Origin of the sequence: Sphingomonas yabuuchiae (assembly GCF_014199595.1) — a bacterium.
GTDB lineage: Bacteria > Pseudomonadota > Alphaproteobacteria > Sphingomonadales > Sphingomonadaceae > Sphingomonas > Sphingomonas yabuuchiae.
The window spans coordinates 32114-52121 of record NZ_JACHNX010000015.1; the positions used below are offsets into that span (position 1 = coordinate 32114).

The 20008-nt window shown below is 66.0% G+C and carries 17 protein-coding genes; 8 read left to right on the forward strand and 9 right to left on the reverse strand.

All coding sequences use genetic code 11. The features are described from left to right. Positions 1-34 precede the first annotated feature (34 nt). Positions 35-1423, reverse strand: a complete 1389-nt coding sequence (locus GGQ89_RS15365) for a TIGR03013 family XrtA/PEP-CTERM system glycosyltransferase (protein WP_184106305.1) — start codon at positions 1421-1423, stop codon at positions 35-37. A gap of 169 nt (positions 1424-1592) precedes the next feature. Here GGQ89_RS15365 and GGQ89_RS15370 point away from each other — a divergent pair, with 169 nt between their 5' ends. Continuing rightward, positions 1593-2636, forward strand: a complete 1044-nt coding sequence (locus GGQ89_RS15370) for a mannose-1-phosphate guanylyltransferase/mannose-6-phosphate isomerase (protein WP_184106306.1) — start codon at positions 1593-1595, stop codon at positions 2634-2636. Between the two features lie 36 nt (positions 2637-2672). Here GGQ89_RS15370 and GGQ89_RS15375 read toward each other — a convergent pair whose 3' ends face one another. Then, positions 2673-3671 carry a polysaccharide deacetylase family protein gene (locus GGQ89_RS15375; protein WP_184106307.1) on the reverse strand — a complete coding sequence of 333 codons (999 nt, stop codon included), beginning with the start codon at positions 3669-3671 and terminating at the stop codon, positions 2673-2675. Positions 3672-3673: 2 nt separating this feature from the next. Continuing rightward, on the reverse strand, positions 3674-5500 hold the full coding sequence (locus tag GGQ89_RS15380) for a sensor histidine kinase (RefSeq protein ID WP_338112279.1): 1827 nt from the start codon (positions 5498-5500) through the stop codon (positions 3674-3676). Between the two features lie 191 nt (positions 5501-5691). Between GGQ89_RS15380 and GGQ89_RS15385 the strand changes: the two genes are divergently transcribed. Next, positions 5692-6159 (forward strand): Lrp/AsnC family transcriptional regulator, encoded by a 468-nt coding sequence (locus GGQ89_RS15385; protein WP_042487895.1) that lies wholly within the window; start codon positions 5692-5694, stop codon positions 6157-6159. 135 nt (positions 6160-6294) lie between these two features. On the opposite strand, the gene GGQ89_RS15390 is transcribed toward GGQ89_RS15385, so the two are convergent. Next, the gene (locus tag GGQ89_RS15390) at positions 6295-7584 is read right to left on the reverse strand and encodes a hypothetical protein (protein WP_184106308.1); all 1290 of its coding nucleotides are present in this window, start codon (positions 7582-7584) and stop codon (positions 6295-6297) included. Positions 7585-7752: 168 nt separating this feature from the next. Here GGQ89_RS15390 and GGQ89_RS15395 point away from each other — a divergent pair, with 168 nt between their 5' ends. From GGQ89_RS15395 to GGQ89_RS15415, 5 genes are all read left to right on the forward strand, one after another. Beyond that, a complete protein-coding gene (locus tag GGQ89_RS15395; RefSeq protein ID WP_184106309.1) occupies positions 7753-8508 on the forward strand; it encodes a YaaA family protein in 756 nt (251 codons plus the stop codon). Continuing rightward, on the forward strand, positions 8505-9203 hold the full coding sequence (locus GGQ89_RS15400; protein WP_184106310.1) for an SDR family NAD(P)-dependent oxidoreductase: 699 nt from the start codon (positions 8505-8507) through the stop codon (positions 9201-9203). The genes GGQ89_RS15395 and GGQ89_RS15400 overlap by 4 nt, the downstream gene beginning before the upstream one ends. A 343-nt stretch (positions 9204-9546) precedes the next feature. After that, positions 9547-12297: a DNA gyrase subunit A gene (gyrA, locus tag GGQ89_RS15405; protein ID WP_184106311.1), complete on the forward strand. Its 2751-nt coding sequence runs from the start codon at positions 9547-9549 to the stop codon at positions 12295-12297. Then, positions 12294-12644, forward strand: coding sequence for a DUF952 domain-containing protein (locus tag GGQ89_RS15410; protein ID WP_184106312.1), 351 nt, complete (start codon positions 12294-12296; stop codon positions 12642-12644). Before gyrA ends, GGQ89_RS15410 begins: the two co-directional genes overlap by 4 nt. A gap of 93 nt (positions 12645-12737) precedes the next feature. Beyond that, on the forward strand, positions 12738-14018 hold the full coding sequence (locus GGQ89_RS15415) for a methyl-accepting chemotaxis protein (protein ID WP_206362704.1): 1281 nt from the start codon (positions 12738-12740) through the stop codon (positions 14016-14018). A gap of 4 nt (positions 14019-14022) precedes the next feature. Here the strand turns inward: GGQ89_RS15415 and GGQ89_RS15420 are convergent, their stop codons facing one another. Further along, the gene (locus GGQ89_RS15420; RefSeq protein WP_184106314.1) at positions 14023-14457 is read right to left on the reverse strand and encodes a DUF488 domain-containing protein; all 435 of its coding nucleotides are present in this window, start codon (positions 14455-14457) and stop codon (positions 14023-14025) included. A gap of 74 nt (positions 14458-14531) precedes the next feature. Here GGQ89_RS15420 and trmFO point away from each other — a divergent pair, with 74 nt between their 5' ends. Continuing rightward, positions 14532-15926, forward strand: coding sequence for a methylenetetrahydrofolate--tRNA-(uracil(54)-C(5))-methyltransferase (FADH(2)-oxidizing) TrmFO (trmFO, locus tag GGQ89_RS15425; protein WP_184106315.1), 1395 nt, complete (start codon positions 14532-14534; stop codon positions 15924-15926). Here trmFO and GGQ89_RS15430 read toward each other — a convergent pair. The 4 genes from GGQ89_RS15430 to pdhA all read right to left on the reverse strand — a co-directional run bounded on the left by GGQ89_RS15430 (position 15835) and on the right by pdhA (position 19860). Continuing rightward, positions 15835-16326 carry an EF-hand domain-containing protein gene (locus GGQ89_RS15430; RefSeq protein ID WP_184106316.1) on the reverse strand — a complete coding sequence of 164 codons (492 nt, stop codon included), beginning with the start codon at positions 16324-16326 and terminating at the stop codon, positions 15835-15837. The two genes, trmFO and GGQ89_RS15430, sit on opposite strands and share 92 nt — an antisense overlap. Before the next feature lie 277 nt (positions 16327-16603). Continuing rightward, the gene (locus GGQ89_RS15435) at positions 16604-17296 is read right to left on the reverse strand and encodes a squalene/phytoene synthase family protein (protein WP_184106317.1); all 693 of its coding nucleotides are present in this window, start codon (positions 17294-17296) and stop codon (positions 16604-16606) included. Positions 17297-17384: 88 nt separating this feature from the next. Beyond that, entirely contained in the window at positions 17385-18815 is a 1431-nt protein-coding gene (locus GGQ89_RS15440) for a pyruvate dehydrogenase complex E1 component subunit beta (protein WP_184106318.1), read from the reverse strand. A 1-nt stretch (position 18816) separates the two neighbouring features. Beyond that, entirely contained in the window at positions 18817-19860 is a 1044-nt protein-coding gene (gene pdhA, locus GGQ89_RS15445; protein WP_056432896.1) for a pyruvate dehydrogenase (acetyl-transferring) E1 component subunit alpha, read from the reverse strand. Between the last annotated feature and the right edge of the window lie 148 nt (positions 19861-20008).

The window sequence follows — 20008 nt, forward strand, 5'->3', positions numbered from 1 at the left end:
CCCCTCGGTATCGCCCTCCTGTCCTCGCTCACGATCAGCGCGCACCCGAGGGCCAGAGGATCACCCGCAACGTCTGAAGCAGGATCAGCGCATCGAGAAAGGGCGAATAATTCTTGGCATAATACAGGTCATATTCCAGCTTGTGCCGCGCATCGTCGATCGAGGCGCCATAGGGATAGTTCAGCTGTGCCCAGCCGGTGATACCCGGCTTCACCATATGACGCTCGGCATAGAAAGGGATTTGCTGTTCGAGCTGCTCGACGAATTGCGGGCGCTCCGGGCGCGGACCTACGAAGCTCATCTCGCCCATCAGTACCGACCAGATCTGCGGCAGCTCATCGATCCGTACCTTGCGGATGAAACGTCCGACACGGGTGATACGCGGATCGTCCTTCTCTGCCCAGACTGCCTGCCCGGCCAGTTCGGCATCCTGCCGCATCGAACGCAGCTTCGGAATGTCGAAGGGCTGGTTGAACAGGCCGACGCGCCGCTGTCGATAGAAAGCGGGCCCGCGCGATTCCAGCCGGATCAGCATGGCCGTGACCAGGATCACCGGCACCGCGAAGACGAGCAGAATCAGGCTGACCGAAATGTCGAAGGCGCGCTTGGCCATGGCCGACCACATGCGGCCCGACGCAAAGCCATCGGAGAAGATCAGCCAGCTGTGGCTGACCGAGGCCAGGTCGATACGGCCCGTCTGCTGCTCCAGAAAAGTCGAAATTTCGGATACATGGACCCCGGTGGTACGAACGCGCAGCAAGTCCTGATAGGGCAGCGCGCCGCGTCGTTCCTGAAGCGCCAGCACCACCTCGCCCGCCTCGCGTTCGAGCACGAAGGCCGACAGGCTCGGGATGGCGGAACGCGGCACGGCGCGCGGGACCGCATCCTCGTCCGGGCGCATCGCGATCGCACCGGCGATCACGAAATTCGATCCCGGCTGTTCCGCCAGCGCGGCGATCTGCGCCGCCCGCGCGCCTGCACCGATCAGGACCACCCGCCGCTTGAACCGGTCGCCGCCCAGATATCGCCCCAATATACCACGGACCACGACCAGCAGCACGGACGCGAAGACCATCGAAAAGAACAGGCTGGACCGCCAATAGCTGACGCTGGGAAAGAAGAAGAAGATCAGTGACAGGAAGATCACGCCCAACGAGATCGCCACCATCAACCGCGCCGCCGCGAACCGCAGCGATAGGAAGGACGCCGCCGTATAAGCCCCCACGGCGAGCAGCGAAATCTGAAGCGGGATCGCGAAGCTGAGCACCTGGGGCAGCCGCTCGATCAAACTGCCGACCGGATAGTCGATCTGATGCGCGCGCAGCACCCAGCCCAGCTCGGCCGCGACCATCAGCAGCAGGAAGTCGACCAGGCCGAGCAGCAGCGCCGCATGGGGGACATAATGTTTGAACAGGCGGATCATCTACCGGACCGACTTCCCCAACGCACCCTAAGCCCCGCTATTGGAGCGACTTTTCATATTTTTGCAGACAATGACAAACGAACCGTGAAGATATGCGTTGTGTCACCGTCATAAGCTACCCGGCCACCATGTCATTCCCGGTTGGTCCGGACAATCAGAAGGGGCATTCATGCATAATCCGATCGTGCCGGTCATCCTTTCCGGTGGCTCCGGCACACGCCTGTGGCCAATGTCGAAACCGGAAATGCCCAAGCAACTGCTGCCGCTGACGTCCGACGAGACGATGCTGCAACTGACGGCCCAGCGCACTAACTCGAACGACTTTGCGGCACCTATCGTCGTCGCCGGAAAGCAGCACGCCGATATGGTCGAAGCGCAGCTGACCGAAGCGGGCACGCCGCCCCAAGCGTTGATCCTGGAACCGGTGGCGCGCAACACCGCTCCCGCTATCGCGCTGGCTGCCCTGGCCGCCAAGCCCGAGGACGTGCTGCTGGTCATGCCGTCGGATCATGTCATCGCCGATCTCGACGCCTTCCACGCCGCCATCCGCTCCGCGTTGCCGATGGTGTCGCAGGGCTGGCTCGCCACCTTCGGCATCGCCGCCGACAAGCCTGAAACCGGCTATGGCTGGATCCAGGTGGGTCGCGAGATCGCACCGGGCGTGCATCAGGTCGCCCGCTTCGTCGAAAAGCCCCGGCTGGAGCGTGCGGAGGCCATGCTGGCGCGCGGCGACTATGCCTGGAACGGCGGCATCTTCCTGTTCCGCGCCGACCGGTTTTTAGAGGAACTGGGGCAGCACGCCCCCGAAATGCTGGTCGCCGCCGAAAAGGCGATGCGCGCCGCCAGCCATGAGGGTAAGCGCATCTGCCCGAACGAAACCGAATTCGCCGCCTGTCCGTCGGACTCTATCGACTATGCCGTGATGGAACGCGCCGACCGTGTGGCGGTCGTGCCCGTCGCCATGGGCTGGAACGATGTCGGCAGCTGGGACGCGCTGCACGCGGTCAGCGAGCTGGACGGGTTCGGCAACGCCCACCGCGGCGAAGTGCTGGCGATCGATACCAAGAACTGCCTGATCCGCACCGATCGCGTCCGGGTGGCGGCGGTCGATGTGCAGGATCTGATCGTCGTGGCGAGCGGGGACGATATCCTGATCCTGCCGCGCGGCCGCAGCCAGGACGTCAAGAAGCTGATCGAAGCGATGAAGCGCTGATCGCGGCGACCGGGCTGCCCCTCACCGGCAGCCCGGTCATCCGGTGACGGCGAGGATCTCGTCGATGGTCGTCGCGGTCACGCCATGTCTGGCCAGCCGCTCGAAGACCCTATCCCACCACCGATCGAACATCGCCCGATCGCGGGAATCGCGGACATAGGGCGTATGCCCCGGCTCGAGCGTCGGCGAGTGGAAGGAAAAGGTCAGCAGCCGCACATCATCGTCCAGCGCCTGGTCGATCCCCGCCAGCGCATCGGTTATGCTCACCCCCTCGGGTGTCAGGGGAATCCGGTTCAGCAGTCCGGCTCGTGCGAGGATACCGTGCCCGCGCGGCCAGCAGCCCGCCCTGCGGTACAGCGCTGCCCCGCCCCGCCGGAGCCATCCGGTATAGACGCTGGTCAAGGGCAGTTCGACCATCCCCTCGCGGCGGAAACCATGCGCGTCGATGGCGCTGAAATCCATGCCGCCGCCTGGCCCGTAATCATGGCGGGCCCGCATCGAGCTGTCGATCCGATAGCCCCGCGATGCCAGCAACGAAAGCGAGGCCGGACCCAAGCCGTAACGACCCGACCGGAAAAAACGCGGCCGCGTACCGAAGGCCTCGGCTAGCGTGTCCGTCAACGTGTCGAGCTTGGCGGCCTCCCATTCGATCGGCAGATTGCCCGCATGGCTGGTGAAGGGATCGACGACCTCATGATAGGGCGGCGTCACCCAGCCATGCAGCTGCGCCCCGATCTCGGACCGGCCATCGCCCAGACATTCCGACAATATGTCCACGGCGACGGGGTCCACCACGACCGGATAGTCCACCATGCAGGCCAGACCGACACCGGCCTCGGCAAAGCGGCGATGGGCCGGACCAAAAGCCCGCATCGCCTTGGTCGAGCGATGGCGCCGGTCGAGCGGCGCGGTCCAGTCGAACTCCTCCTCGACATCGACCGTTACCAGGAACCGCCGCCCAAAGGCTTCAGGCCAGACGATCCGCTCGGCGGCGGAGGCGGCCTCGTGGCGCCGTGGGCGAGCGGCGCTGGGCACGATCAGGCGCTCGACGCCTGCCCTGCGCGCCGATCCTCACCGATGGGCAGGGCCAGTACGACCCGGTGCAGACCGATGGTCAGGCCGCCGCCCATCTCGGCGCCCAACTTGTCGATCAGGCGCAGCGAGAAGCCCGTGCCCAGCAGCGGCGCGCCGTCACGCTGTTCCTCATCCCCCGCCTCGCTGAGCAGCGCGGCATCCGCCTCGACCGTCAGCGCAAGCGGGCGATCGATCCGCAGCGCCGCCATGCCCTGATCGATCGACAGGCTGGCCGAAAGACGCTCGCCGACGACGCAATTGGACAGGAGCACCGAAAACAGACGGGTCAGCAGCCGCTCGCACGCCCGGTCGTCGGCGAGGGCCGAGAGGTTCGCGGAAGACGGATCGAAACGGATTTCGGCACGGCGCAGTTCGGCCAGCGGCCCCAATTCGCCCAGCACCCGCTGGATCAGCGGTGCGAGCGGAACGATGGTCGGCCGCAGCTCCAGCACATGCCCCTCGATCCGTGCGGCGGTGTCGAGATCCTCGACCGAGGCGAGCAGGTCGGCGGCCATCGCGCGGATGGCGCTGGCCCGGTCGCGATAGACGGGCGCCACCGGCCCCAGCAATTCGCTTTCGATCAGCTCGGCAAAGCCCGCGACCGCGTTGGCGGGCGTGCGGAGTTCATGGACCAGCTGGCGCAGCGAATCGGACGAAGACGTTTCGGGCGCCGCCTCGACCACATTGGCCATCTCGTCGCGGCGCGGACGACGGCCGCTACCGCGATAGCCCGCATAGCGGCCCGACGCGGGATCGAAAAAGGGCATGGCCGACACCCGCCACGATCCCGCCGCCGCCGAACTGCCGCCGATCTCCAGCCGCGCGTCCCGGAAACCGGAGCGACGACGAAAGGCCCCCATCGCCACGCCGTCGAACTGCGCCAGCCCCTGCATCGCGGTCTCGGCGATACTCACGCCGACCAGCGGGCCGCGCGTGACGCCCTCGACGCCCAGGATCAGGCCGTTGGCGTCGGTCTCGAAATCGAAATGGGCGGGCCCGGCATCATTCTGCGTTGCGCCCGTCACTTCCTCGCGCCGCTGGTTGAAGGCGTCGATACGCGCGACGAGATCGGCGATCTCATAGCGGGGCGGCGCGGCGGGAGGCGGAGCGTGGCGCATCGCCTCGGCCATGAAGGGCAGGCTGCGCGCGACCTGGCCCAGCGCGACGAAAGGCGTCGCCGCCTGGGTCGGCAGCGGTTCGAGCAGGATCGATACCGGCGCGGCTTCGGGTTCTTTCACGGGCTTCGGAACCGTCACCGGCTCTTCCCGCACGGGCGCGGCACGGACCGGTTCCACCAGGGGTTCGGGCACGGCTTCCAGCGGCACGGCGGCGGCTTGCGGCGCTGGCTCGGCCGCACTGGCGATATGCGGCAGGACGAAATCGACCGGACCGAAACTCTCCAGCCCGCGAATCACCGTATCGGACAGATCGCGACGGTGCCGCAGGACCGAACGGGTTCGCGGGTTCAGCGCGGGGAGGATGGCCAACCAATCCTCATCCGCCAGTTGCACGCTGCGCAACACGGTCGCGGCGACCGGCAACGTATCCTGGGCGAAGAAGGACACCAGCGCGATGGGCGGGCGGCTGGTGCTCAACATGCGCGCGCTGGCGATGCGAACGCCTTCGGCCACCTTGCCACGCAATTCGGCGAGCCGCTCCAGCATCGGCGGATCGGCGGGCACGCGCCCACGGCTCATCAGGTCGATCAGCTGCCGCCAGGCAGTCTGCGCGCCGAAAGGCGTCGCAGTGTCGGCCGATAAAATCGTTGCCAGACTATCGTCGAACCGCACTGAGCTCCCTTCACGCGTGGCCGGTCGGCCTTCCTGCCGCTTCTGTAACGTCCTTATCCTTCCAACTGGTAACCTGCAAATATCCTTATCGGTGCCGTTGCAATGCCCGAGAATTACGGTAGTGCGTAATTTTCTTATAGTACGCCGTCAAAGAGCATAGGGATTCGGCAGTTTATGTGGAGTATCGTGTAATGGCGCTCGATCGCATCGATCGGCAGATCCTGGCGCTGTTGCAGGCCGATGGCCGTATGACCAATGTGGAGCTGGCCGAACGCGTCGGATTGACCGCCCCGCCCTGTCTGCGTCGCGTCCGCGCGCTGGAGGAAGCGGGGGCCATTCGCGGCTATCACGCCGACCTCGACGCCGCACGCCTGGGCTTCCCGATCACCGTCTTCGCGATGGTGTCGCTGCGCAGCCAGGCCGAGCATGATCTGGCCGCCTTCGAGGCGCATGTCGCGGGCATCCCCGAGGTGCGCGAATGCCATATGCTGAACGGCGAGATCGACTTCATCCTGAAGATCGTCGCGTCGGACCTGAAGAGCTTCCAGGAAATCCTGACCGGCCATCTGACGCCCGCGCCGAATGTGGCCAGCGTCAAGACGTCGCTGACCATCCGGACGGCCAAGCAGGTTTCGGGGATACCGATCGAAGCCGATTGATCCGGTTTCGGAGGCGATAAAAAAGGCCGGTTCTCCGTGGGGGGACCGGCCTTTTTAGTTGGGGGACGTCGCGTTGCCCCGCGCTCCGCCAAGAACGGAAAAGGCCCGCGCCCTTTCGAGCGCGGGCCCCATTCCTTACGCCTGGGTCGAGAGCCAGGTGCTCCAGAAGCTCGCCAGATCGGCACGCGGAGCACCCTTGACGGTATCGAAGGCAGCCTTCGCGCCCGCCTTGTCGCCGCTGGCGGCCAGCGCGATGCCGAGGCGGGTATTCACCTCATTGGCGTCGACACCACCCTTTTGCAGCGCCAAGCGATACAGCTCGGCCGCCTTGGCGTTGTTGCCCTGGCCGTAATAGGCCTCGGCGGTCAGCGCGGCGAGCTTGCCGTCGGCGGCCGACTTGGCGCGCGCCTCGGTCGGGGCGAGCGAGCCTTCCTGGCGGTTCTTGGTCTCGGCGGCGGTCAGCATCGCCTTGGCCGTGGCATTGCCAGCCGGGATCTTGCCGGTCGCCATGCCTTCCTTCAGCACGGTCGCGGCTTCGGCAGGCAGGCCCTTGTCCGTCGCGTACTGCGCATATTCCATATAGTCGTTCTGGTCGGCCAGCGACTTGGACGCGCGCATCAGGCGGAACAGGTCGAGCTTCTGGTTCTTGTCCAGCGTCGCCAGCGAACCCTGCTGCAGACCATAGATGACCAGAGCGTTGCGCCAGTTCTGCGGGGTCGGATAGGCCGCGATCCACTTGCGCATCCAGCCAAGCGTCTCGGGAACCATCTTGGCCTTGTTGGCGCGACCGATGGCGAACTTGTAATAGTCCTCCGGCGCCTTCTGGCCCGAGGCGTTCATCTGGTCGATCACCGACGACAGCTCGGCATTGCCGCCCGCCACGTCGCCCATCTCGATCTTCGACTTGACGATCAGCATCGGCAGGTTGGGATCGTTATAGCCCAGCTGCTTGGCCTGCTGGAAATATTGCAGCGCGATCGGATACTGCTTGCCGTTGAAGGCCAGCGCACCGCGACGATAGACATAGCGCGGCTTGTCGGCCGCCGGGGTCGACGGGCTGTTGATCAGCGCGTCGAGCGGCTTCGCCAGCACCGCCTCGTCGACCGGGGCGTTCGGATTGGCCTGCTGGGCCGCGAACAGCTTGCCCGATTCGAGCTCGTAGCGCATCGCCGCGGCGATATACTTGTCGTCTTCGGTCTTGGCGGCAGCCTCGACCGCGGCAACCAGCGGATCGGCGGCGGCATAATTCTTCTGCTGCAGCACCGGCTGCGCGGCCTGGGCCGCCTTCAGCGCCTCGGGGCTCAGCTTCAGGCCACCGGCCGCTTCTTCCTTCTTCTTCTGCGCAGACAGCGGCGCGGTCAGCACGACGCTGCCCATGCCCGTCGCGAGCGCGGCCGCCAGCGCGAGCTTCGGTAGGATTTTCATGCGAATTCTCTCCAAGAATACAGCCGGTCGGTCCGGGATCGTCGATGGCAGGCTTGATAGGGACAGCGCGCGTCCCGTTCAAGCAAAGCGATTGATGGATGTCCCCTCTATCCAACAACCGCTGAACGCGGATTGAACGCGAACGCTCCCGGCGCTAGCCCGCGCGGCATGATCGCCGTCATCTCCCCCGCCAAGACGCTCGACTATCAGAGCCCCCTGCCCGACCTTGCGCCGACCGCGCCCCATTTCGCCGACGAGGCGCAGACCCTGGCCGAGGCGGCCTCCGGACTGGGCGAGGAGAAGCTCGCCTCGCTGATGCGAATCTCGCCCGCGCTGGCGCAGTTGAATGCCGAACGCTTCCGCGATTTCGCCACTGCGCCGGAGCGGCCCGCCATGTTCGCCTTTGCCGGTGATGTGTACACCGGGCTGGAGGCCAAGTCGCTCGACGTGCCCGCTGTCCTCTTCGCGCAGGACCATCTGCGGATGCTGTCGGGCCTGTATGGCCTGCTCCGCCCGCTGGACGCCATGCGCCCCTATCGGTTGGAAATGGGCACGCGCTGGGCGCCCCATAAAGCTGGATCGGGCGGTGGCAAGCTGACCGACTGGTGGGGAGACCGCATCGCCGAGCGACTGACCCAAGAGGTCGAGGCGGAGGGTTCCGGCACCATCCTGAACCTCGCCAGCCAGGAATATTGGCACGCGGTTGAGGGCAAGCTGCCCGCCGCCATCCGGGTCATCGCGGTCGATTTCCGCGAGGGCGACCGTTTCATAAGTTTCCATGCGAAGAAGGCGCGCGGCGCCATGGCCCGCTGGATGATCGAACATCACGTCACCGATACCGATGCGATGCGCGGTTTCGATAGCGACGGTTATGCGTTCGATGCCGAGGCGAGCACGCCGACCCTTTGGAGATTCGTGCGATGAGCGAGTGGAAGCAGGCGATCGTCATCGGTGCCTCGGGCGGGATCGGCCAGGCGATGGCCGATGCGTTGGAGGAAGAGGGTGTCCGCGTCACCCGCCTTGCCCGCTCGATGCCGGGTGACGGCCACATCGATATCGAGGACGAAGCCAGCATCGCCGCCGCCGCCGAACGCATCGCCAAGGGCCCCGCCCCCGATCTGGTGATCGTCGCCACCGGCCTGCTGCATGACGGAGAACGGGGGCCGGAAAAGGCGCTCGACCAGCTTTCGCCCGAATGGCTGGCACGCAATTTCGCGGTAAACGCGATCGGCCCGGCGCTGGTCGCCAAGCGTCTGCTGCCGTTGATGCCGCGCACGGGCAAGACGCTGTTCGCGGTTCTCTCCGCGCGGGTCGGGTCGATCTCCGACAATCGCATGGGAGGCTGGTATGGCTATCGCGCGTCCAAGGCCGCGCTCAATCAGTTCGTCCGGACGCTGGCGATCGAGCACAAGCGTCGCAACGATCGCTCGATCATCGTCGCGCTGCACCCCGGCACGGTCGACACCGCGCTGTCCAGGCCGTTCCAGGGCAATGTCCGCCCCGGTGGCTTGTTCGCACCCGACCGAGCGGCGGTCCAACTGCTCGACGTAATCGACGGGCTGAAGGCCCCCGACAGCGGCAAGCTGTTCGACTGGGAAGGCAAAGAGGTCCAGCCTTAACCATTCCTCCTCTGCAAGGGGAGGAATAGCCTATGCCCCTGATTATCATTCAGATTACAGCATTGTAACATTTGCGACATCCAGCCGAAACCACTGAAATTCCATAAGACCCTTGCTGGCCGCCGTTTACTCCCGTCGGCGGCCAGCGCCTCCAAAGTCCCGCGAACCTGCTGCCGAGGGGGGAGCATATTCCGTCGGGCCTGCCCCCGCCGCCTCGTTCCGCGCAGTCACCGTTCCTCCCAAACGGCTGCTCGCGAATGGTCGCGCGGGGGTGGTCAGGCGGCTCACGCTCGGCTAGTACCTTCGGTTCCCATCTGACCATCAAGCCGGAAAGCAACAGACTTTGGCCGACGAGACGACCCTCGCGGAACCTTCCGATATTTCGACGATCTCCATCGTCGACGAGATGAAGTCGAGCTATCTCGACTATGCGATGAGCGTGATCGTGGCGCGTGCGCTGCCCGATGTCCGTGACGGCCTGAAGCCCGTCCATCGCCGCATCCTCTATTCGGCCGCCGAAAGCGGCTTCGTCGCGGGCAAGCCCTATCGCAAGTCGGCGCGCATCGTCGGCGACGTGATGGGTAAATACCACCCGCACGGCGACAGCGCGATCTATGACGCGCTGGCCCGCATGGCGCAGGACTGGTCGATGCGCGTGCCGCTGATCGACGGTCAGGGCAATTTTGGCTCGATGGACCCCGATCCGCCCGCCGCGATGCGTTATACCGAAGCGCGTCTGGCGAAGGTCGCCAATTCGCTGCTCGACGATCTCGATAAGGACACGGTCGATTTCCAGCCCAATTACGACGGCTCGGAACGCGAACCCTCGGTCCTGCCCGCCCAGTACCCGAACCTGCTGGTCAACGGCGCGGGCGGTATCGCGGTCGGCATGGCGACCAACATCCCGCCGCACAATCTGGGTGAGGTGGTCAATGCCTGTCTCGCCTATATGGAAAACGGCGCGATCACGGTCGAGGAACTGAACGAGATCGTCCCCGCACCCGACTTCCCCACCGGCGCGCTGATCCTGGGCCGCTCGGGCGCGCGCTCGGCGTACCAGACGGGGCGCGGTTCGATCATCGTGCGCTCGCGCCACGAGATCGAGGAGATGCGCGGCGACCGCCGGGCCATCGTCCTCACCGAAATCCCCTATCAGCAAGGCAAGAACGCGCTGGTCGAAAAGATCGCCGAGGCCGCCAAGGAAAAGCGGATCGAGGGGATCAGCGACATTCGCGACGAATCGAACCGCGAAGGCGTTCGCATCGTCATCGACCTGAAGCGTGACGCGACCCCCGAGGTCGTGCTCAACCAGCTGTGGCGGCACACCCCCGCCCAGACCAGCTTCCCGGCCAACATGCTCGCCATTCGCGGCGGTCGGCCCGAGCTGCTGAACCTGCGCGACATCATCCAGGCGTTCGTCCAGTTCCGCGAGCAGGTCATCACCCGCCGCTCGAAGTTCGAACTGGCCAAGGCGCGCGAGCGGGCGCACATCTTGCTGGGCCTCGTTATCGCGGTGACGAACCTGGACGAGGTGGTGCGGATCATCCGTGGCTCGGCCTCGCCAGTCGCCGCGCGCGAGGCTTTGCTCGCCCGCGAATGGCCGATCGCCGAGATCGCGCAATATATCCGCCTGGTCGAAGCAGTCGAGCATGAGGGCTTCGGCGACACCTATCGCCTGTCGGAGACCCAGGTTCGCGCCATCCTCGACCTGCGCCTGCATCGCCTGACGGCGCTCGGCCGCGACGAGATCGGCGACGAGCTGAAGGGTCTGGCGGACTCGATCACCGAATTGCTCGAAATCCTCGCCAACCGCGTGAAGCTCTACGAGGTCATGCGCGGCGAGCTGGTGGCGATCCGCGACCAGTTCGCGACTCCGCGCCGCTCGGAAATCGCGGCCGCCGCCGATGGCATCGACGACGAGGATCTGATCGAGCGCGAGGACATGGTCGTCACCGTGACCATGCAGGGCTATATCAAGCGCACCCCGCTCGATGCCTTCCGTGCGCAGAACCGGGGCGGCAAGGGCCGCTCGGGCATGGCGACCAAGGACGAGGACGTCGTCACCGAGCTGTTCGTGACCAGCACGCACACGCCGGTCCTGTTCTTCTCGAACCATGGTAAGGTCTATCGCTATAAGGTCTGGCGCCTGCCCGAGGGCGGACCCGCCACGCGCGGACGGCCGATGGTCAATTTGTTGCCGCTGGCCCCGGGCGAGGTCGTCTCGACCGTGCTGCCGCTGCCCGAGGACGAGGCGGAGTGGGGCAAGCTCCACGTCATGTTCGCCACCGCCAAGGGCGCGGTGCGCCGCAACTCGATGGATGCGTTCACCAACGTGCCCTCGAACGGCAAGATCGCGATGCGCTTCGAAGAGGGCAGCGAGGACCGGCTGATCGGCGTCGCGCTGCTCGGTGCTGAAGACGATGTGCTGCTCGCCACCCGTTGCGGTCGTGCGATCCGCTTCGCCGCCGACGATGTCCGCGAGTTCCAGAGCCGCACCTCGACCGGCGTTCGTGGCATCGCGCTGAAGGGTGAGGACGAGGTTATCTCGCTCTCGGTTCTGCACCGCGTCGGCACCACCCAGGAGGAGCGCGAGGCTTATCTGCGCTTCGCCCCCTGGAAGGGTGAGAAGGAAGGCGAGCCCGAATTGTCGGTCGAACGCTTCGAGGAGCTGCGCAATTGCGAGCAGTTCATCCTGACCGTCTGCGCCAATGGCTATGGCAAGCTGTCCTCGGCCTATGAATATCGCCGCACGGGTCGCGGTGGTCAGGGCATCACCAATATCGACAATATCGCCCGCAATGGCGATGTCGTCGCCAGCTTCCCGGCGGCCAAGGGGCATCAGCTGATGCTCGTGACCGACCAGGCCAAGCTGATCCGCATGTCGCTGGCGAGCTTGCGCGTCATCGGGCGCGGCTCGGCGGGTCTGCGGCTCTTCAACGTCGCACCGGGCGAGCATGTCGTCTCGGCCGCGCGCATCGAGGAGACCGAGGAGGATGCCGAGATGAACCTGGCCGACGGCACCCCCGAGATCGCGCCCGAGCCGGATGCGGTCGTCGGCGAGAACCTGGCCGCCGGACCGGAGGACGGCGAATGACCCTTCCCGCCACCGCCTATAAGGTGCTGACCGCCGATCAGATGGCGGTGTTGGAGCAGGAGGCCGTCTTTGCGGGCGCCCCGGTGGATCTGGCCGATGGCTATATCCACCTCTCGACCGCCGCCCAGCTGACCGAGACGGTGGACAAGCACTTTGCCGGACAGAGTGACCTGCACATCGCGGCCGTCGATCTGGAGGCGATGGGCGAGGCGGTGAAATGGGAGGAGAGCCGTGGTGGCCAACTCTTCCCGCATCTTTATGCCGATTTGCCGCTGACGGCGGTGATCGCTTATGGCCCGATGAAGCGGGACGAGGACGGCACGGTCCGTCTGCCGGTGGCGGGCTAATCCCCCCACCGGCATCGGCCGATTCCGTTTCGTCATCGAAACGTCACAAAATCATCACATCGCGTTTACGGTCCTGTCGTACGGCGGATCGTGATGAAGCCGCCCGCCTTCTCCTCCTGGTCCGCAACTATGGAAAACCCGGTCATCGCGGCGGATGCATCGCTGATCGACGCCATCGCGCTGTTTCGGCAGAGCCCGGACATGCGGCTGCTGCCGGTCCTGGATGCCGAACGACGGCCGGTCGGGGCGATCGTCGAACGCGATGTGAAGGGGTTGCTTTACAACCCGTTCGGCCATGCGCTGCTTCACAACCCCGATTTCGGCGCCAGCCTGACCGCCTATGTCCGCTCGCATCCCAGTTGTGAGGAGGACGCGCCGCTGGCCGAAAAGCTGGCGCTTCATGCCGATTGGGGCGCTCCCGACGCGCTGATCCTGACCCGCAAGGGCGTGTTCACCGGCCTGCTCGACGCCGCCCGGATCGCCCGACTGGCGGCCGACGCACAGATGGCCCTGGCGCAGGAGCGCATGGTGCGCGCGCGGCGTATCGACGAGGCGGCGAGATCCTTCACCGCCGACATCGCCGCCCTGTCCGCGGAGCTGCTGCGTGCCACCGCCGATATGGGCGGCATGGCCAGCACCCTCGCCCGTTATGCCGGGGAGACGCAGGGCAGCGCGGATCGCATGACCGAGGCGATGGCCGATACCGGCCACGCGCTCAGCGATATCGCCGCGCGCGGCCATGGTCTGGCCGACGCCTTTGCTGCCATCACCCGCGACATGGACCAGTCGCGCACCATTCGCGAGGTCGTCCGCCACCGGATCGCCGCCACCGACCTGCGGGCGGATGCGCTGACCGCAAGCGCGACGACGATCGACACCCTCCTGACACTGATCGAAACCGTCGCGGCGCGCACCAATCTGCTCGCACTGAACGCCGCGATCGAGGCGGCGCGCGCAGGCGATGCCGGGCGGGGCTTCGCCGTCGTCGCGCATGAGGTAAAGGCGCTGGCCGGGCAGACCCGCGAAGCCGCACGCGACGCCGCGCGCAATATCGGCGAGGTCACCGCCAATCTCCACGCGCTGGTCGCCGAACAGGCGCAGCTCAACCGCGCGGTCGACACGATCGGCGCCATCTCGCAATCGATCGACGAGGCGGTGGCGGCACAGGGCTTCGCCACGACCGGCATCGCCGCCAGCGTCGACCAGTCGGTCGCCTCCGCGCACCGCGTCGGCCAGCAGGTCCATCAGTTGCAGCAGGATGCCAACCGGATCGACCAGGACGCCGGATCGTTGCTGACCCTGGCCCAGGCGCTGGAAAGAAATATCGGGATGCTGCGCGACCGCACCGACGCCTTCGTCGCGTCCGTTCTCTGACGGATCAGACGTAGAGATCGACGACGGTCATCCCCTGCCCCACCGCCTCCAGCAACAGCGTCCGGTGGCAGTGGCAGGGGTCCCGCTCGAAGCATAGCAGCGCGCTGGGCTTCTCACCCGCCAGATCGAGCATCCGCGCGGCGGCCGCCTGTGCCTCGGGCAGGGCCAGCTGGTCGTCATAGACCTCGCGCAGGGTGCCGACATCGCCCTTCTTGGCCGCATCGCGGCCGCGCTTGGGGGTGCCCAGATCCTTCAGATGGACATAATCGACCCCGACCTCCTTCAACGCGGCGGCCAGCGGCGACTTGGAAAAGCCCGGACGCCGGGACAGCGGCAACGCGCGAACGTCGATCAGCCGTTCGACCCCGGCCGATTTCAGCGTCGCGAGGAAGCCGTCGACGGTCGCGCCCTCGTAACCGATGGTGAAGATGGTGGTCATGTCACCGACTTGGGGAGCCGGGTCCCACACGCCAAGTCCTTCCAACCGGCGCCGTCCGGGTTTAAGGCGGCCGGATGACCTATGACATTCATGTGATCGGCGGCGGGCTGGCCGGCTCGGAAGCCGCGTGGCAGCTCGCCGAGGCGGGCCTGAAGGTGCGCCTGTCCGAAATGCGCGGGGGCGCGGACACCACCCCTGCCCATCATGGCGGCGACCTGGCGGAGCTGGTCTGCTCCAACTCCTTCCGGTCCGACGATGCGACCTCCAACGCGGTCGGGCTGCTGCATCAGGAAATGCGCGCGCTCGGCTCGATCATCATGGCCAAGGGCGACACCCATGCGGTGCCCGCCGGGTCCGCACTGGCGGTCGACCGTGACGGTTTCTCGGGCGGCGTCACGGCGGCGCTGGCGGCGCATCCCAACATCACCATCGTCCGCGAACGGATCGACACGCTGCCCGACGGCCCTGCGATCGTCGCTACCGGCCCGCTGACCGCGCCGTCGCTGGCGGGCGGCATCGGCGAGGCGACCGGCGCGGAGGCGCTGGCCTTTTTCGATGCGATCGCGCCCATCGTCCACCGCGAGTCGATCGACATGGACGTCGCCTGGTTCCAGAGCCGCTGGAACAAGGGCACGGGCAAAGACTATATTAACTGCCCGATGGACAAGGAGCAATATTACGCCTTCCATCAGGCATTGCTCGACGGTGAAAAGACCGAGTTTCGCGAGTGGGAAAAGGACACGCCCTATTTCGACGGCTGCATGCCGGTCGAGGTGATGGCCGAGCGCGGGGTCGAGACGCTGCGCTTCGGGCCGATGAAGGGCGTCGGCCTCGACGACCCGCGCACCGGGCGTTGGCCCTATGCCGTCGTCCAGCTGCGCCAGGACAATGCGGCGGGCACGCTGTGGAACATCGTCGGTTTTCAGACCAAGCTGAAATATGCCGAGCAGATCCGCATCTTCCGCACCATTCCGGGCCTGGAAAAGGCCGAGTTCGCTCGGCTGGGCGGGCTGCACCGCAACACCTTCATCCGCTCGCCCGAACTGCTCGATGCGACGCTGCGGCTGAAGTCACGGCCGAACCTGCGCTTCGCGGGCCAAATCACGGGGTGCGAGGGCTATATCGAGAGCGCGGCGATCGGCCTGCTCGCCGGACGTTTCGCTGCCGCCGAACTGACCGGCAAGACCATTGCACCGCCCCCGGTCGAGACCGCCTTGGGTGCACTGCTCGGCCATATCACCGGGCTGGCGGAGGCCGAGACCTATCAGCCGATGAACGTCAATTTCGGCCTGTTCCCGCCCATTCCCGGCCGGACGAAAAAGGCCGACCGCAAGCGGATGTACACCGACCGCGCGCGCGAGGCGCTGCCCGGCTGGCTCAATTCTCTTCCGCCTGGCCCGCCTCCGGTGCCTCAGCCGGTGCCGTTCGCGCCGGAGGACAGTCCCGCCGGGCAGCCGGTCGACGCTTGACGGCGGTGGTGGCGAACTCGGCCGCGTTCATCGTGCCAGATTTGTCGCGGTCGGCGGTGGCGAACTTGGTCGTGGCCTTGACCGCCCATTCGTCGAAGGACAGCTTGCCGTCGCCGTCGCGGTCCAGCTTGGCATAGGCCTTGCGACGCGCGGCGAGATATTCCTCGCGTGTGATCGTGCCGTCGCGGTCCTTGTCGTAGCGGTCGAAGCGCTTCTGTTCACGCGTGCGGGCGGAGGCTTCGGGTAAAGGCGCGTCGTCGGCGGCGGTTTGCGGGGAAGCCGCCGTTGCGGCACTTGCGGCGGGGAGCGGGGACGGTGTGTCGGGTCGGCTGCCCCATAGGAACAGCCCTGCGCCCACCAGCACGAGCGTGCCCAACCCACCGGCCAGATAGCGCCACATCGGTTCCGTCTCCCCCCGTTCGACGGGCTTATGGTTAACCGGGGTTAGGCCTGGGCGACAAGGCGATTCCCTTGGCCTTCGACTTCGCTCAGGCTGAACGGGGTTGCTGGCCCTGCCGCACCTCGGGCGTACCCCGGCGAAGGCCGGGGCCCAGTTTCTCTGCCTTATCGACAGCGCAGGCATTTGCTTCTTCGCCTATCCATGCCGCGCTACGAGCCGCATAGTAACTGGACCCCGGCCTCCGCCGGGGTACGGCTCCGTCGCGAGAATAGGGGCGTCAGCGCCCCGTCAGACCGTGCCACGCCAATCGCGCGGCGCGCATCGGGTGGCCCGGCAAGCGATCCGGGTGGCGTAGGCTTTCGCGGGCCAGGATGGCCAATCCACTCAAACCCCGAACCGGCTTGGGTGATTTCGACGCCAGTATGGCGTCCAAATCCAACAAAGCCGCAGCCCCGATTCGCGTGCGGGTCGCTTCATCGGAGACATGCTGCGCCAGATCGGCCTTCGCCCATCCCTCCCCCAGCGGCGCCGTCCCCGATTGCCCCAGCAACCGGCCGACGCTCGCAAACAACACGCCTCCACGCGCCTCGGCATGGCGCGCGATGCGCTCGTCATCCAGCGCCTCGCCATCATCGAGCAGTGCCTCCCACCCCTCGATCATCGGCGCGAGGTCGGCACCTCGGACGCCGCCGGGCAGGACCGAGTCCGCCAGCCGCTGCAACACCGGATGCGCGGGCGCGGGCTCGCGGTCGAGCTTTTCCAGCGCTTCATACCACCAGGTCAGCCGCATCTGGCCGATCATCGGCTCGGTCGTGCTTTGCAGGATCGAGGCAAGCTGGTGGTCGAGATCCAGCAGCGCCGCAAACCCCTCGCGTGCCGACGCGGGTGCATAACCCACCGCCAGCGCCTGTTCGCGCATCACCGCTTCGATGGCGGGCGGGGGCGTAGCGGATGCGGGAGCGTCGGTCATCCCCTGCCCTTCGCACAGGTCGTGCGCATGAAAAAGGCCTCCCGGTTTCCCGGAAGGCCCTCTTCAAATTGCAAGGATACCCCACGGCTTAGCCGCGATAGGTCACCTTCTTGACCGCCGCGACGACCTTGTTCGCGTCGACCAGCGCCAGCTTTTCGAGGTTGGCGGCATAAGGCAGCGGCACGTCCTCGTTGGTCACGCGCAGCACCGGCGCGTCGAGGTCGTCGAAGCCTTCTTCCATCACGACGGCGGTGATTTCCGAAGCGATCGAGCAGGTCGGCCAGCCTTCCTCGACCACGACCAGACGGTTGGTCTTGGCGAGCGACTTCAGCACCGTCTTGGTGTCGAGCGGACGCAGCGTGCGCAGGTCGATGACCTCCGCGTCGATGCCCTCGGCTGCCAGCTTCTCGGCGGCTTCGAGCGCGACGCCCACGCCGATCGAGTAGGAGACGAGCGTCACGTCCTTGCCCTCTCGCATGATCCGCGCCTTGCCGATCGGTAGGACGAAATCGTCGAGCTTGGGCACGTCGAACGAACGACCGTACATCAGCTCGTTCTCGAGGAACACGACCGGATCTTCCGAACGGATCGCCGCCTTCAGCAGGCCCTTGGCATCGGCCGCGTCATAGGGCGCGATCACGATCAGGCCGGGGACCGAGGCATACCACGGGCCGTAATTCTGCGAGTGCTGCGCACCGACGCGGCTGGCGGCACCGTTGGGACCACGGAACACGATCGGGCAGCGCATCTGGCCGCCGGACATATAGTTGGTCTTGGCGGCCGAGTTGATGATGTGGTCGATCGCCTGCATGGCGAAGTTGAACGTCATGAACTCGATGACCGGGCGCAGGCCGCCCATGGCGGCACCCGTGCCGACACCGGCAAAGCCATATTCGGTGATCGGCGTGTCGATGACGCGACGGTCGCCGAACTCGTCCAGCAGCCCCTGCGTGACCTTGTACGCGCCCTGATACTGGGCGACTTCCTCGCCCATCACGAAGACGCGGTCGTCGGCGCGCATTTCCTCGGCCATCGCGTCACGCAGCGCTTCGCGGACGGTGAGCTTCACCATCTCGGTGCCTTCCGGGATTTCCGGCGAGGCGGGCGCTTCCTGCTCGGCCGCGGCGACCAGCTTCTGCGTGCCGCTTTCCTGCTCGGCGGCGGCGGCACCTTCTGGCATCGGCGGCGCGTTGTGGTCGGTCGCCTCGTTCTTCGGCGCGGCATTGGCGGCATCGCCCGAACGCGAACCCGAAGCGGCAGCGGATGCGACGTCCTCGCCCTCTTCGGCCAGCAGCGCGATGGCGGTGCCGACCTTCACATTGTCGGTGCCCTCGGCCACCAGGATCTTGGCGATCACGCCTTCATCCACGGCTTCGAATTCCATCGTCGCCTTGTCGGTCTCGATCTCGGCCATGATGTCGCCGGACTTGACCGTATCGCCTTCCTTCACGAGCCACTTGGCGAGCGTGCCCTCTTCCATGGTCGGGGAAAGGGCCGGCATCTTGATCTCGATCGCCATCTTAGTAACGCTCCACCAGCACTTCAGTGTAGAGTTCAGCCACGTCGGGCTCGGGGGTCTGCTCGGCGAAGTCCGCCGCTTCGTTGACCTGCTTGCGGATGTCCTGCTCCAGGACCTTCAGATCGGCCTCGGTGACGCCCTGCTCTTCGAGCAGACGCTTCACGTGATCGATCGGATCGGACTTGTCGCGCACGCCCTGCACTTCCTCGCGGCTGCGATACTTGGCGGGGTCGGACATGGAGTGACCGCGATAGCGATAGGTCTTCATCTCGAGGATGACCGGGCCCTTGCCCGCGCGGACCCAGGCCAGCGCCTCTTCGGCCGCACCGCGGCAGGCCAGCACGTCCATGCCGTCGACCTGGATGCCGGGGATGCGGAAGCTTTCGCCACGGCGATACAGCTGGTCCTCGGACGAGGCGCGGTTGACCGCGGTGCCCATGGCGTACTGGTTGTTCTCGATCACGAAGATGATCGGGAGCTTCCACAGCTCGGCCATGTTGAAGCTCTCGTACACCTGGCCCTGATTGGCCGCGCCGTCGCCGAAATAGGCGAGGCAGACGCCGCCGTCATTGCTGTACTTGTGCCCGAACGCCAGGCCGGTGCCCAGCGACACCTGCGCGCCCACGATGCCGTGGCCGCCGTAGAACTTATGCTCGGTCGAGAACATGTGCATCGACCCGCCCTTGCCCTTGGAGATGCCGGCGGCACGCCCCGTAAGCTCGGCCATGATGACCTTGGGATCGATGCCATAGGCGAGCATGTGGCCATGGTCGCGATAGCCGGTGATGACCGAATCCTTGTCGCCGTCGAGCGCCGACTGGAGACCCACCGCCACGGCTTCCTGGCCGATATACAGGTGGCAGAAACCGCCGATCAGGCCCAGGCCATAAAGCTGACCCGCCTTTTCTTCGAAGCGGCGGATCAGGAGCATCTGCTTGTAGAAATCCAGCAACTGTTCCTTGGTAGCCTGGAACGGTTGCGGTTCGGCGGGACGCTCCCGATTGGGAATGGGGGGCTCGCTGGTACGGCTTGGAGCTTTTGCCACAGTCGGGAACACCTTTGTTTCCGTTAGGGAAGGATGGACGCCTATTGGCGTGCTTTGTCATGAAACTCAATTCCCCCTCTTAATTCCCATCAGGACAGCGGGAATTTAGCGGGGAATAGCTTTGCCTTGGTTGCCTTGTCGGCGAACC

What these genes read in the sequence shown, in the direction of transcription:
- GGQ89_RS15420 (WP_184106314.1), bottom strand. Translation starts at nt 14,457, where the DNA reads ATGACCACCATCTTCACCATCGGTTACGAGGGCGCGACCGTCGACGGC.
- GGQ89_RS15390 (WP_184106308.1), bottom strand. Translation starts at nt 7,584, where the DNA reads ATGAAAATCCTACCGAAGCTCGCGCTGGCGGCCGCGCTCGCGACGGGC.
- GGQ89_RS15415 (WP_206362704.1), top strand. Translation starts at nt 12,738, where the DNA reads ATGAAGCCGCCCGCCTTCTCCTCCTGGTCCGCAACTATGGAAAACCCG.
- GGQ89_RS15435 (WP_184106317.1), bottom strand. Translation starts at nt 17,296, where the DNA reads ATGACCGACGCTCCCGCATCCGCTACGCCCCCGCCCGCCATCGAAGCG.
- GGQ89_RS15440 (WP_184106318.1), bottom strand. Translation starts at nt 18,815, where the DNA reads ATGGCGATCGAGATCAAGATGCCGGCCCTTTCCCCGACCATGGAAGAG.
- GGQ89_RS15430 (WP_184106316.1), bottom strand. Translation starts at nt 16,326, where the DNA reads ATGTGGCGCTATCTGGCCGGTGGGTTGGGCACGCTCGTGCTGGTGGGC.
- GGQ89_RS15410 (WP_184106312.1), top strand. Translation starts at nt 12,294, where the DNA reads ATGACCCTTCCCGCCACCGCCTATAAGGTGCTGACCGCCGATCAGATG.
- GGQ89_RS15370 (WP_184106306.1), top strand. Translation starts at nt 1,593, where the DNA reads ATGCATAATCCGATCGTGCCGGTCATCCTTTCCGGTGGCTCCGGCACA.
- GGQ89_RS15385 (WP_042487895.1), top strand. Translation starts at nt 5,692, where the DNA reads ATGGCGCTCGATCGCATCGATCGGCAGATCCTGGCGCTGTTGCAGGCC.
- GGQ89_RS15395 (WP_184106309.1), top strand. Translation starts at nt 7,753, where the DNA reads ATGATCGCCGTCATCTCCCCCGCCAAGACGCTCGACTATCAGAGCCCC.
- GGQ89_RS15365 (WP_184106305.1), bottom strand. Translation starts at nt 1,423, where the DNA reads ATGATCCGCCTGTTCAAACATTATGTCCCCCATGCGGCGCTGCTGCTC.
- GGQ89_RS15400 (WP_184106310.1), top strand. Translation starts at nt 8,505, where the DNA reads ATGAGCGAGTGGAAGCAGGCGATCGTCATCGGTGCCTCGGGCGGGATC.
- trmFO (WP_184106315.1), top strand. Translation starts at nt 14,532, where the DNA reads ATGACCTATGACATTCATGTGATCGGCGGCGGGCTGGCCGGCTCGGAA.